The organism is Pseudomonas sp. 05L36, assembly GCF_056398125.1.
Genome location: NZ_JBFTOU010000007.1, coordinates 65,558 through 78,269, shown reverse-complemented (window position 1 = coordinate 78,269; position 12,712 = coordinate 65,558). Strand labels below are relative to the sequence as shown.

The following is a 12,712-nucleotide window of genomic DNA, read 5'->3' as shown; positions in this document are numbered from 1 at the left end:
TGCACAGTCGCTTTGCCGGGCTTTTTCAAACGATCAGGCTTCGATGTGCAATCCCTGCTTTTTCTCGCCCGGTTCCTTTTCGGCTTTTTTATGCAATTGATCCAGCCAGGAGTCTGCTCTTCCCAGGTCCAGCGCGCCTTTGTTCAGCAATAATCCATAGTCAATCATCTTGTGGAAGTTGCTCAGGTCCAGTTTCACCTTGCCCTCAAACTGTGGCTTATCCCGCTTGACCAGTTCGATCACGGCCTTGGCGTGCTTGAGAGTCAGGGGTTGCAAGCCTTTGGCCTCGTTCAACAGGGTATTCAATATTTCCTCATCCCTGGCAGTCAGGGTGTTGGGCGGTGAAGTGACTTTCAGTTGACCGTCTTCGGTCACGGTGAAGCCCATTGGCTTATTGGCCAGGCCAGACCATTTGCTCTGCAGATCTTTTTTAAAATCGGAGTAAATCCCTTCCATTTCACGGAGCATATCTCCTGCGCGGAGTTCGTTACCCCAAAGGATTACAGCTCTAAAACCCTTTATCTCATGACGTAGCCCGCCAAGCCTTTCGTCTGGATCGGTCACACTTAAAAATTCCTCCAGCTCATCCAGGTTTTCGCTGGTGATATCTCTCTGACTAGGGGACCGGAGTTTCTCGATGGTCGACCACACCCTTTGCTCATTTATTACCGAGCCTTCGACTTGTTTATCGGGTTGGGCGTTTTCCGTGTTCACCCTCATTGCTTGCGGGTACGAAAATCGAAAATATGCAGCGTCACTTACATTCATGTCAGCTTCTCGTTGTGGGGGTTCATGGTGCTTAACGGCCAAACCCGGTCATGGATGACCTGATAAACACGTAGGAGAAATCCGAGCAGGAAGTAGGTACTTTCAAGTGTGCCGTTGTCGGCTGTTACAGGGCGGCTTGAGGAGACTTCAGGTGACTTGCGACAGTGATTCCGGTCGTGACCAGATCCACAGATTGCCCAGCCAGGCACTCAGGCGCGGCGAACTGCGGGCCGCAGCACATTTACGCGCGACCCTGCAAATAGGTCGCGTAATCGGGAATCCGATGGGTATGCGCCTGATCCATCAACGGGCTGCTGAGCAGGTAGTCGGCGCTGCATTCGTTGCAAGCCACCGGGATGTTCCACACCGCTGCGACCCGCAGCAATGCCTTGATATCCGGGTCGTGGGGCTGGGGTTCGAACGGGTCCCAGAAAAACACCAGCATGTCGACCCGCTGCTCGGCGATTTGCGCGCCGAGTTGTTGGTCGCCGCCCAGTGGCCCGCTGATCATGCTTTGTACCGGCAGGTCGAGGCGTTGTTGCAACAACAAACCCGTGGTGCCGGTGGCGACCAGATCATGCTGGGCCAGTCTGTCTTTTTGCCGTTCGGCCCAGTCCAGCAAGAACACCTTGCAGTGGTCATGGGCAACCAGGGCGATACGCTTGCGCGCCGCCAGGGTCTTTTGTGTAAAGCTGATGCCGATCATGGGGGGCTCCAAGGCATGAACACGATGCTGTGCATTGCACGTATCTGTAGGAGCTGCCTCCGGCAGCTCCTACAGTCGTAAGCTTCGCTTACTCGGCGTTGCACAGCGCCAGGCAGTTATCGAGCATGCGGTTGGAGAAGCCCCACTCGTTGTCATACCACGCCAGTACCTTGAGCAGCTTGCCGCTGGCCTTGGTGTGGTTGGCGTCGAAGATCGACGACAGCGGGTTGTGGTTGAAGTCGCTGGAGACCAGCGGCAGGGTGTTGTACCCAAGGATCTTCGAGTGCTGGCTGGCTTCTTTCAGCAGCGCATTGACTTCATCGGCCGACGCTTCGCGCTTGAGCTGCACCGTCAGGTCCACCAGCGAAACATTGATCACCGGTACGCGCACCGACATGCCGGTCAATTTGCCCGCCAGTTCCGGCAGCACCAGGCCCACCGCTTCGGCAGCACCGGTCTTGCTCGGGATCATGTTCTGGGTGGCCGAACGGGCGCGGTACGGATCGACGTGATAGACGTCGGTCAGGTGCTGATCGTTGGTGTAGGCGTGGATGGTGGTCATCAGACCGCTTTCGATACCCAATTCGCGATGCAACACCTGGGCCACCGGGGCCAGGCAGTTGGTGGTGCACGATGCGTTGGAAATGATCTGGTGCGATTGGCGCAGAATGTCGTGGTTCACCCCGTAAACCACGGTAGCGTCGGCGCCTTTGGCCGGGGCCGAGATGATCACTTTGCGCGCGCCGGCTGTAATATGCGCGGCGGCTTTGGCCCGGTCGGTGAACAGACCGGTGCATTCGAACACCACATCAATTTTTTCCGCGGCCCAAGGCAGCTCGGCCGGGTTGCGGATGGCGCTGACCGAAATGCGGTCGCCGTTGACCGTCAGGGTCTCCAGATCGTGCTGGACATCGGCATCGAACGTGCCGTGAACGGTGTCGTACTTGAGCAGATGAGCATTGATCGCGCTGTCGCCCAGGTCGTTGATGGCGACGATCTGCAGATCCTGACGGTAGCCCTGGGTATAGAGTGCACGCAGGACATTACGGCCGATGCGGCCAAAACCATTGATTGCGATTCGAAGAGTCATATTGCGGCGCTACCGTCGTTTTGTTGTTGGAATTACAAGATTATTCGTAAAAAAATAGAAAACAAGCCTTTTTGATGGCAATATTTTGTTCGATCTACAACGAGTGACCTGAATCAACTGGTCCGAATGGTCAAACAAACCGTCTGTCATCCCATCGACACCGGCCTTTGATCAACATAGACAATCAGGTCGCCACATCCGTTAGCCTGGAGTTCTACACATGCATCCCCGCGTCCTTGAGGTCACTGAACGGCTTATCGCCCGCAGCCGCGCCACGCGTGAGGCCTACCTTGCATTGATCCGCGGTGCGGCCAGCGACGGTCCGATGCGCGGCAAGCTGCAATGCGCCAACTTCGCCCACGGCGTGGCCGGTTGCGGCAGCGATGACAAGCACAGCCTGCGGATGATGAACTCCGCCAACATCGCGATAGTTTCGTCATATAACGACATGCTCTCGGCGCACCAGCCGTACGAAGTCTTCCCCGAACTGATCAAGAAAGCCCTGCGCGAGATCGGCTCCGTCGGCCAGTTCGCCGGTGGCACCCCGGCGATGTGCGATGGCGTGACCCAGGGCGAGCCGGGCATGGAACTGAGCCTGCCGAGCCGTGAAGTGATCGCGTTGTCCACGGCCGTGGCGCTGTCCCACAACATGTTCGACGGCGCGCTGCTGCTCGGCATCTGCGACAAGATCGTGCCGGGCCTGATGATGGGCGCGTTGCGCTTCGGCCATCTGCCGATGATCTTCGTACCGGGCGGGCCGATGGTCTCGGGCATTTCCAACAAGCAAAAAGCCGACGTGCGCCAGAAGTACGCCGAAGGCAAGGCGACCCGCGAGGAGCTGCTGGAATCGGAAATGAAGTCCTATCACAGCCCTGGCACCTGCACCTTCTACGGCACCGCCAACACCAACCAGTTGCTGATGGAAGTCATGGGCCTGCACCTGCCGGGCGCGTCCTTCGTCAACCCGAATACGCCATTGCGCGACGCCTTGACCCGCGAAGCGGCGCATCAGGTCACGCGTTTGACCAAGCAGAACGGTGACTACATCCCGATTGGTGAAATCGTCGACGAGCGTTCGCTGGTCAACTCGATTGTTGCGCTGCACGCCACCGGCGGCTCGACCAACCACACCTTGCACATGCCGGCCATCGCCATGGCGGCGGGCATTCAGCTGACCTGGCAGGACATGGCCGACCTCTCCGAAGTCGTGCCGACCCTGAGCCACGTCTACCCGAACGGCAAAGCCGACATCAACCACTTCCAGGCGGCGGGCGGCATGTCGTTCCTGATCCGCGAACTGCTGGAAGCCGGATTGCTCCACGAAAACGTCAACACCGTGATGGGCCACGGCCTGAGCCGCTACACCCAGGAACCGTTCCTCGACAATGGACAGTTGGTCTGGCGCGAAGGCGTGACCGACAGCCTCGATGAAAGCATCCTGCGCCCGGTCGCCCGCGCGTTCTCGGCAGAGGGTGGCCTGCGGGTGATGGAAGGCAACCTCGGTCGTGGCGTGATGAAAGTCTCCGCCGTGGCCGTGGAAAATCAGGTCGTCGAAGCGCCAGCCATGGTGTTCCAGGATCAGCAGGACCTGGCCGATGCCTTCAAGGCCGGTTTGCTGGAGAAGGATTTTGTCGCAGTGATGCGCTTCCAGGGCCCGCGCTCCAACGGCATGCCGGAACTGCACAAGATGACGCCGTTCCTCGGTGTGTTGCAGGATCGCGGCTTCAAGGTGGCACTGGTGACTGACGGGCGCATGTCCGGCGCATCAGGGAAAATCCCGGCGGCCATCCACGTCAGCCCCGAAGCTTATGTCGGCGGCGCTTTGGCGCGGGTGCAAGAGGGCGATATCATCCGCGTCGATGGCGTCAAAGGCACCCTGGAGCTTAAGGTGGACGCCGAAGAATTTGCAGCGCGCACGCCGGCCAAAGGTCTGTTGGGCAACAACATCGGCACCGGTCGCGAGCTGTTCGGTTTCATGCGCATGGCCTTCAGCTCGGCGGAGCAGGGCGCCAGCGCCTTCACTTCTGCCCTGGAGACGCTTAATTGAAACTGGCTTTGGTCGGTGACATCGGTGGGACCAACGCACGTTTCGCGTTGTGGAAAAACCAGCAACTGGAATCGGTCCAGGTGCTGGCGACAGCAGATTTCCCCAGCCCAGAAGAGGCGATCAGCCTCTACTTGAGCGGTCTGGGGCTGGCGCCGGGGGCGATCGGTTCGGTGTGCCTGTCGGTGGCCGGTCCCGTGAGTGGCGATGAATTCAAATTCACCAACAATCACTGGCGCCTGAGCCGCAAGGGCTTTTGCCAGACCTTGCAGGTCGAGCAACTGTTGCTGGTCAACGACTTCTCGGCCATGGCCCTGGGCATGACCCGTTTGCAGCCCGGCGAATTCCGCGTGGTCTGCGAAGGCACGCCGGAGCCGTTGCGCCCGGCGGTGGTGATTGGCCCGGGCACAGGCCTGGGTGTCGGCACCTTGCTCGATCTTGGCGAAGGGCGTTTTGCCGCGTTGCCCGGCGAAGGCGGTCACGTCGATTTGCCGCTGAGCAGTCCACGGGAAACCCAACTCTGGCAGCACATCTTCAACGAAATCGGCCATGTCAGCGCCGAAACAGCCTTGAGTGGCGGTGGCTTGCCCCGCGTTTACCGGGCGATCTGCGCGGTGGACGGGCACACGCCGGTGCTCGACACGCCGGAAGCCATCACCGCTGCCGGGCTGGCGGGCGACCCGATTGCCGTGGAAGTGCTCGAGCAGTTCTGCTGCTGGCTCGGTCGCGTGGCCGGCAACAACGTGCTGACCACCGGCGGGCGTGGTGGCGTGTACATCGTGGGTGGGGTGATTCCGCGGTTTGCCGACTTCTTCCTCGAAAGCGGTTTCGCCCGGTGCTTCGCCGACAAGGGTTGCATGAGCGATTACTTCAAGGGGATTCCGGTGTGGCTGGTGACGGCGCCGTATTCAGGCCTTGTCGGGGCGGGAGTAGCGCTCGAACAATCCACTCCGACCTGAAACCCGATCACCTGTAGGAGCGAGCCTGCTCGCGATGGACTTGAAGGCACCGCGTGCATTCAGAAAACACGCGTTATCGTTGACGTCCATCGCGAGCAGGCTCGCTCCTACAATGGTTCTGTAGTGTTTGTAAAATCAGCGCATAAGGCATAATCCGCCCAATTCAAACAACAAGGACGCCGCCCGTGAGCTCAGTCAACAAGTCGATTTTATTGGTCGATGACGATCAAGAGATACGCGAGTTGCTGGACACCTACCTGACCCGCGCCGGTTTCCAGGTGCGTGCCACCGCCGATGGCGCCGGTTTTCGCCAGGCGCTGAACGACGCGCCGGCCGATCTGGTGATCCTTGATGTGATGCTGCCCGACGAAGACGGCTTCAGCCTGTGTCGCTGGATTCGCCAGCATCCACGCCAGGCACAGGTGCCGATCATCATGCTCACCGCCAGTTCCGACGAAGCCGACCGCGTCATCGGCCTGGAACTGGGCGCCGACGATTACCTCGGCAAGCCCTTCAGCCCACGGGAATTGCAGGCGCGGATCAAGGCATTGCTACGCCGTGCGCAGTTCGGTCAGGAGCGTAATGGCGGTGAGGTGCTGGCCTTCGATGACTGGCGGCTGGACATGGTCAGCCATCGGCTGTTTCACATCGACGGCGAAGAGGTGATTCTCTCGGGCGCCGACTTCGCGCTGCTGAAACTGTTCCTCGATCACCCGCAGGAAATCCTCGACCGCGACACCATCGGCAACGCCACCCGTGGCCGTGAACTGATGCCCCTGGATCGCATCGTCGACATGGCGGTCAGCCGGTTGCGCCAGCGCCTGCGCGACACCGAAAAGCCGCCACGGCTGATCCGCACCGTGCGCGGCAGCGGCTACCAACTGGCAGCCAATGTGGTTGCCGGCAATGGCCACTAAGCTATTGCGCAAGCTCGCCGCCAAGGTGCCGATGCCGCGTTCGCTGCTCGGGCGGATGTTGCTGTTGACCTTGCTGGCGGTGTTGTTCGCCCAAGCGTTGTCGAGCGTGATCTGGGTATCGCAACTGCGTGCCACGCAGCTCGAGGGCCTGGTCACCAGCGCCCGCAGCCTGGCCCATTCGATGACGGCCAGTGTCAGTTATTTTCGTTCGTTGCCGGTGGCGTTTCGGCCCTTGGTGCTCGATCAGTTGCGCAGCATGGGCGGCACCCGGTTCGTGGTGACGCTCAATGACAAACCCCTGGGCATGGAAGTGCTGCCCATCACCCCGCGCAAAGAGGCGGTGCTCAAAGCGGTGGACGAAGTGCTACGCCAGTCCCTCGGTCAGGACGCCGACATCTCGGTGACCTTCGTCAGCCCGGAAGACCTGCGCATCTTCAATGGCGGCCTGAAGCTCGATGAGTTGCCACGCTCATGGGCGCACTACGCGCTGACCCTGGAACCGGTGAACCCGCCGGTACTGGTCACGCAGATCCAGATGGCGCCGGGCGAGTGGCTGTACATCGCCTCGCTGTTGCCCGAGCCCTACACCAGTCTTGAAGAGCAGGGCCTGCCGGCGCAGCAGGTGTGGTTCATCGTCCTGACCAGCAGCTTTTTGCTGTTGTTCATCGGCCTGCTGGTGCACTGGCAGAGTCGTCCGCTCAAGCGCCTGGCGCGGGCGGCGCGGGACCTGTCGTTGGGGGCCGACGTGGAACCGGTGGCCGAAGGCGGGGGTAGCGAAGTGGTCGAGGTCGGGCGCGCCTTCAACACCATGCGCGAGCGCATCAGTCGTTACCTGACCGAGCGCAGCCAGTTGTTCAGCGCGATTTCCCATGATTTGCGCACGCCGATTACCCGACTGCGGTTGCGCGTTGAATTGCTGGAAGATGAGAAGTTGCAAGCCAAGTTCGGCCGCGATCTGGACGAGCTCGAATTGCTGGTCAAGGGCGCGCTGCAATGCGTGAAAGACACCGACATCCACGAGAACATCGAGCCGGTGGATCTCAACCATGTGCTCGATTGTCTGGTGGAACCCTATCTCGCACCGAACGGCAACGGCCGCGTGACCCAGCAGGGGCGGGCGCTGGCGGCGTACCCGGGCAAACCGCTGGCGCTCAAGCGCTGCATCGGCAACCTGATCGACAATGCGTTGAAGTATGGGCAGAACGCGCACCTGCACATCGATGACGACGAAAGCGCGTTCATCCTGCACGTCGATGATGAAGGGCCGGGCGTACCGGAGCAGCGTCTGGAGCAGGTGTTCGAACCGCACTTCCGCCTGGCCGGGCAACAGCAGGGTTATGGGTTGGGGCTGGGGATTGCCCGCAACATTGCCCATAGCCATGGCGGTGAAGTGAGTTTGCAGAATCTGCGTGAAGGCGGGTTGCGGGTGACCCTGCAGTTGCCCCGTTCGGTTGATTGAAAGATCAAAAGATCTTAGCCTTCGGCAGCTCCTACAGAGATCGGCGTAGGAGCTGCCGCAGGCTGCGATCTTTTGATCTTTCTTTGTCACTGAGTGGTGACAAACCCCACCCCCTTCGTTACAAGTCCGCCTTCGTCCGTTGTTTATGCTGCCCCACAGTCATAACAACAAAAAAGGTACGCCATGGACACCTTCCAACCGGCCTTCAGCAGTTGGCTGAACGCACCTGCCCATCAGCAATGGCTCGCCACCGAAGGCTTGCGCCTGCTGGCCTTCGCCAAGGCTTCGAAGCTGCCTGAAGGCTTCGGCAACCTCGATGAAAAAGGCCGTCTCGCGGCTGATGGGCAAGCCCAGACCATGAACACCGCGCGCATGACCCACAGCTTCGCCATGGCCCATATTCAGGGCTTGCCGGGCTTTGCCGAACTGGTGGATCACGGCGTTGCGGCGCTGCGCGGGCCGTTGCGCGACGCGCTGCATGGCGGCTGGTTCGCGGCCGCCGAACATCGCGATGGCAACACCGGCAAGAACGCCTACCTGCATGCCTTCGTCGCGCTGGCGGCAAGTTCTGCGGTGGTCGCGCAGCGCCCCGGTGCGCAAGCCTTGCTCGATGATGCGATCGATATCATCGACACCTGTTTCTGGAGCGAAGAAGAAGGCGCGATGCGCGAGTCCTTCAATCGCGACTGGAGCGAGGAGGAGGCGTACCGAGGCGCCAACAGCAACATGCACGCCACTGAAGCCTTCCTCGCCCTGGCCGATGTCACTGAAGACAACCGCTGGCTGAGCCGCGCCCAACGGATTGTCGAGCGAGTGATCCATGGTCACGCCGCTGCCAACGATTACCTGGTGATCGAGCATTTCGACCGCGACTGGCAGCCGCTGCGGGAATACAACCACGACAACCCCGCCGACGGCTTCCGCCCATACGGCACCACCCCGGGCCACGGTTTCGAGTGGGCGCGATTGTTGCTGCACCTCGAAGCTTCGCGGGTGAGAGCAGGGATGCTCACACCCGGCTGGCTGGTCACCGACGCGCAAAAACTCTTCGAGCACAATTGCCGTCACGGCTGGAGCATCGACGGCGCGCCGGGCATTGTCTACACCCTGGACTGGGACAACAAAGCGGTGGTCCGCCATCGCCTGCACTGGACCCATTGCGAAGCCAGTGCCGCCGCCAGTGCGCTACTCAAACGTACTGGCGATGAGCAGTACGAGCACTGGTACCGACTATTCTGGGAATTTTGTGACAGTCATTTCATCGACCGCTGCGATGGCAGCTGGCATCACGAACTCGACCCGCTGAACCGCCCGAGTGCCGATATCTGGCCCGGCAAACCTGACCTTTACCACGCCTGGCAAGCCGTATTGATTCCGCGCCTGGCGCTGGCGCCGAGCATGGCCACGGCGCTGGCGCAGTTGTCCCAGAGCGGTTCTATGTAACCATGCGGTGACATTCGCGCATCCCTTCGTTACCTGCGAGGGGATATCCCCTGTTTAAACTCCTATGCAGCGCAAGCAATAGACTTGCATGCATAACAACAAGAAAGGTGCTCCTGGATGAATGCGATTTCTCGCCTCGCTACTGTCATTTCTCTCGCTTCCCTGTCTGCGCTCCCCCTCAGTGTTCTTGCCGCTGAATCCAAAGGTTCCGTTGAAGTCGTTCACTGGTGGACCTCCGGTGGTGAAAAAGCAGCAGTCGATGTCCTGAAGGCTCAAGTCGAAAAAGACGGCTTCACCTGGAAGGACGGCGCAGTCGCCGGTGGCGGCGGTTCCACGGCCATGACCGTACTCAAAAGTCGCGCCGTAGCCGGCAACCCGCCGGGCGTCGCGCAAATCAAAGGTCCGGATATCCAGGAGTGGGGTAGCACTGGCCTGCTCAGCACCGACGCGTTGAAAGAAGTATCCAAGTCGGAAAACTGGGATGGCCTGCTGTCGAAGAAAGTCTCCGACACCGTCAAGTACGAAGGCGATTACGTGGCTGTGCCGGTGAACATCCACCGCGTCAACTGGCTGTGGATCAACCCGCAAGTGTTCAAGAAAGCCGGGATCGAAAAAGCCCCGACCACCCTCGAAGAATTCTATGCCGCCGGCGACAAGCTCAAAGCCGCCGGCTTCATCGCGCTCGCCCACGGCGGTCAGCCTTGGCAGGACAGCACCGTGTTCGAAGACGTGGTGCTCTCGGTCATGGGCGCCGACGGTTACAAGAAAGCCCTGGTCGACCTGGACCAGAAAACCCTGTCCGGCCCGCAGATGACCCAGTCGTTCGCCGAGCTGAAAAAGATCACCGGCTACATGGACCCGAACCGCGCCGGTCGTGACTGGAACATCGCCGCCGCCGACGTCATCAACGGCAAGGCCGGCATGCAGATGATGGGCGACTGGGCGAAAAGCGAGTGGACTGCGGCGAAGAAAGTCGCGGGCAAGGACTACCAGTGCGTAGCGTTCCCGGGCACTGAAAAAGCCTTCACCTACAACATCGACTCCCTGGCGGTGTTCAAGCTCAAGGCCGATCGCAAAGGCGACATCGCTGCCCAGCAAGACCTGGCCAAGGTCGCATTGGGTACCGACTTCCAGAAAGTCTTCAGCATGAACAAGGGTTCGATCCCGGTGCGTAACGACATGCTGAACGAAATGGACAAGCTCGGCTTCGACGAGTGCGCCCAGAAATCGGCGAAGGACTTTGTCGCGGACGACAAGACCGGCGGCCTGCAACCGAGCATGGCGCACAACATGGCCACCTCCCTGGCCGTGCAGGGCGCGATCTTCGACGTGGTCACCAACTTCATGAACGACAAGGACGCTGACCCGGCCAAGGCCAGCGCCCAACTGGCCTCGGCTGTCAAAGCGGCCCAGTAATCCCTTGGCATTTACCTGAGTGAGTTCCTCCCCTGTAGGAGCGAGCCTGCTCGCGATGGTGTGTCAGCTGCACAGATGTTGACTGACACTCCATCGCGAGCAAGCTCGCTCCTACAAGGGATCGCACTCCGATCCTTTTATCTAAACCTGGATTATCCCGATGAGCTCTGTGGCGGTTTTCAGCAAAGCCTCACCGTTCGATGCGCTGCAACGCTGGCTACCCAAGTTGGTACTCGCGCCGAGCATGCTGATCGTGTTGGTTGGCTTCTACGGTTACATCATCTGGACGTTCATTCTGTCCTTCACCAACTCCAGCTTCATGCCGAGCTACAAGTGGGTCGGCCTGCAGCAATACATGCGCCTGATGGACAACGACCGCTGGTGGGTCGCGAGCAAGAACCTCGCGGTGTTCGGTGGCATGTTCATCGGCATCAGCCTGGTGCTGGGCGTGTTCCTCGCCGTGCTGCTGGACCAGCGCATTCGCAAGGAAGGCTTCATCCGCACCGTCTACCTGTACCCGATGGCGCTGTCGATGATCGTCACCGGTACCGCGTGGAAATGGCTGCTCAACCCTGGCCTGGGCCTGGACAAGATGCTGCGGGATTGGGGCTGGGAAGGCTTCCGCCTCGACTGGCTGGTGGATCAGGATCGCGTGGTTTACTGCCTGGTGATCGCCGCCGTATGGCAAGCCTCCGGGTTTGTCATGGCGATGTTCCTGGCCGGCCTGCGCGGTGTCGATCAGTCGATCATCCGTGCCGCCCAGGTCGATGGTGCGAGCCTGCCGACCATCTACCTGAAGATCGTCCTGCCGAGCCTGCGCCCGGTGTTCTTCAGTGCCTTCATGATCCTGGCGCACATCGCGATCAAGAGCTTCGACCTGGTCGCGGCGATGACCGCGGGCGGTCCGGGTTACTCCTCCGACCTGCCGGCGATGTTCATGTATTCCTTCACGTTCAGCCGTGGCCAGATGGGCATCGGTTCGGCCAGCGCCATGCTGATGCTCGGCGCGGTGCTGACCATCCTCGTGCCGTACTTGTACTCCGAGCTGCGAGGCAAACGCCATGACTAATCAACTCGGCAAACCAACGCTCAGTTTCAGCCGCATCGCGATCTACACCACCTTGCTATTGGCAGCGGCGGTGTACCTGATCCCGTTGGTGGTGATGCTGCTGACCAGTTTCAAATCCCCTGAAGACATCCGCACCGGCAACCTGTTGAGCTGGCCGACCGTGATCGATGGCATCGGCTGGATCAAGGCCTGGGACGTGGTCGGCGGCTACTTCTGGAACTCGGTGAAGATCACCGTGCCGGCGGTACTGATTTCCACGTTTATTGGTGCGATGAACGGCTACGTGCTGTCGATGTGGCGCTTCCGAGGTTCGCAACTGTTCTTCGGCCTGTTGCTGTTCGGCTGCTTCCTGCCGTTCCAGACCGTGCTGCTGCCAGCCTCGTTCACCCTCGGCAAGTTCGGCCTGGCCAACACCACCTCCGGCCTGGTGCTGGTGCATGTGGTCTACGGCCTGGCGTTCACCACGCTGTTCTTTCGCAACTACTACGTGAGCATTCCGGATGCGCTGGTCAAGGCCGCAAGGCTCGATGGCGCGGGCTTCTTCACGATCTTCCTGAAGATCCTGCTGCCGATGTCGATCCCGATCGTGATGGTCTGCCTGATCTGGCAGTTCACCCAGATCTGGAACGACTTCCTGTTCGGCGTGGTGTTCGCCAGTGGCGACGCCCAGCCAATTACCGTGGCCCTGAACAACCTGGTCAACACCAGCACCGGGGCCAAGGAATACAACGTTGATATGGCCGCCGCGATGATCGCCGGGCTGCCGACACTGCTGGTCTACATTTTCGCTGGCAAGTATTTCCTGCGTGGGCTGACGTCCGGCGCGGTCAAGGGGTAGAAA

11 protein-coding genes are annotated in these 12,712 nt (G+C 60.3%); 8 read left to right on the top strand and 3 right to left on the bottom strand.

Annotated elements, in window-relative coordinates; all coding sequences use genetic code 11:
- Positions 1-33: 33 nt before the first annotated feature.
- The 3 genes from AC1DKH_RS10090 to gap form a co-directional block, all read right to left on the bottom strand.
- Positions 34-768 carry a hypothetical protein gene (locus AC1DKH_RS10090; RefSeq protein WP_477798087.1) on the bottom strand — a complete coding sequence of 245 codons (735 nt, stop codon included), beginning with the start codon at positions 766-768 and terminating at the stop codon, positions 34-36.
- A gap of 241 nt (positions 769-1,009) precedes the next feature.
- The gene (locus tag AC1DKH_RS10085) at positions 1,010-1,474 is read right to left on the bottom strand and encodes a methylglyoxal synthase (protein ID WP_218427125.1); all 465 of its coding nucleotides are present in this window, start codon (positions 1,472-1,474) and stop codon (positions 1,010-1,012) included.
- Between the two features lie 88 nt (positions 1,475-1,562).
- Positions 1,563-2,564 carry a type I glyceraldehyde-3-phosphate dehydrogenase gene (gene gap / locus AC1DKH_RS10080; protein ID WP_477798086.1) on the bottom strand — a complete coding sequence of 334 codons (1,002 nt, stop codon included), beginning with the start codon at positions 2,562-2,564 and terminating at the stop codon, positions 1,563-1,565.
- Between the two features lie 220 nt (positions 2,565-2,784).
- Here gap and edd point away from each other — a divergent pair, with 220 nt between their 5' ends.
- The 8 genes from edd (at position 2,785) to AC1DKH_RS10040 (ending at position 12,709) form a co-directional block, all read left to right on the top strand.
- Entirely contained in the window at positions 2,785-4,611 is a 1,827-nt protein-coding gene (edd, locus tag AC1DKH_RS10075) for a phosphogluconate dehydratase (protein ID WP_223445794.1), read from the top strand.
- A complete protein-coding gene (locus AC1DKH_RS10070; RefSeq protein ID WP_477798085.1) occupies positions 4,608-5,567 on the top strand; it encodes a glucokinase in 960 nt (319 codons plus the stop codon). Before edd ends, AC1DKH_RS10070 begins: the two co-directional genes overlap by 4 nt.
- A gap of 185 nt (positions 5,568-5,752) precedes the next feature.
- Positions 5,753-6,484, top strand: a complete 732-nt coding sequence (locus tag AC1DKH_RS10065; protein ID WP_477798084.1) for a response regulator — start codon at positions 5,753-5,755, stop codon at positions 6,482-6,484.
- Between the two features lie 31 nt (positions 6,485-6,515).
- Positions 6,516-7,943 (top strand): ATP-binding protein, encoded by a 1,428-nt coding sequence (locus tag AC1DKH_RS10060; protein WP_477755244.1) that lies wholly within the window; start codon positions 6,516-6,518, stop codon positions 7,941-7,943.
- A 183-nt stretch (positions 7,944-8,126) separates the two neighbouring features.
- Positions 8,127-9,386: a D-mannose isomerase gene (locus AC1DKH_RS10055; protein ID WP_477798083.1), complete on the top strand. Its 1,260-nt coding sequence runs from the start codon at positions 8,127-8,129 to the stop codon at positions 9,384-9,386.
- 117 nt (positions 9,387-9,503) lie between these two features.
- On the top strand, positions 9,504-10,802 hold the full coding sequence (locus AC1DKH_RS10050) for an ABC transporter substrate-binding protein (RefSeq protein ID WP_477755238.1): 1,299 nt from the start codon (positions 9,504-9,506) through the stop codon (positions 10,800-10,802).
- A 160-nt stretch (positions 10,803-10,962) separates the two neighbouring features.
- On the top strand, positions 10,963-11,871 hold the full coding sequence (locus AC1DKH_RS10045) for a carbohydrate ABC transporter permease (RefSeq protein WP_007974433.1): 909 nt from the start codon (positions 10,963-10,965) through the stop codon (positions 11,869-11,871).
- Positions 11,864-12,709: a carbohydrate ABC transporter permease gene (locus AC1DKH_RS10040; protein WP_477798082.1), complete on the top strand. Its 846-nt coding sequence runs from the start codon at positions 11,864-11,866 to the stop codon at positions 12,707-12,709. Before AC1DKH_RS10045 ends, AC1DKH_RS10040 begins: the two co-directional genes overlap by 8 nt.
- The last annotated feature ends 3 nt before the right edge of the window (positions 12,710-12,712 follow it).

What these genes read in the sequence shown, in the direction of transcription:
- AC1DKH_RS10050 (WP_477755238.1), top strand. Translation starts at nt 9,504, where the DNA reads ATGAATGCGATTTCTCGCCTCGCTACTGTCATTTCTCTCGCTTCCCTG.
- AC1DKH_RS10045 (WP_007974433.1), top strand. Translation starts at nt 10,963, where the DNA reads ATGAGCTCTGTGGCGGTTTTCAGCAAAGCCTCACCGTTCGATGCGCTG.
- gap (WP_477798086.1), bottom strand. Translation starts at nt 2,564, where the DNA reads ATGACTCTTCGAATCGCAATCAATGGTTTTGGCCGCATCGGCCGTAAT.
- AC1DKH_RS10090 (WP_477798087.1), bottom strand. Translation starts at nt 768, where the DNA reads ATGAATGTAAGTGACGCTGCATATTTTCGATTTTCGTACCCGCAAGCA.
- AC1DKH_RS10055 (WP_477798083.1), top strand. Translation starts at nt 8,127, where the DNA reads ATGGACACCTTCCAACCGGCCTTCAGCAGTTGGCTGAACGCACCTGCC.
- AC1DKH_RS10060 (WP_477755244.1), top strand. Translation starts at nt 6,516, where the DNA reads ATGCCGCGTTCGCTGCTCGGGCGGATGTTGCTGTTGACCTTGCTGGCG.
- AC1DKH_RS10040 (WP_477798082.1), top strand. Translation starts at nt 11,864, where the DNA reads ATGACTAATCAACTCGGCAAACCAACGCTCAGTTTCAGCCGCATCGCG.
- edd (WP_223445794.1), top strand. Translation starts at nt 2,785, where the DNA reads ATGCATCCCCGCGTCCTTGAGGTCACTGAACGGCTTATCGCCCGCAGC.
- AC1DKH_RS10085 (WP_218427125.1), bottom strand. Translation starts at nt 1,474, where the DNA reads ATGATCGGCATCAGCTTTACACAAAAGACCCTGGCGGCGCGCAAGCGT.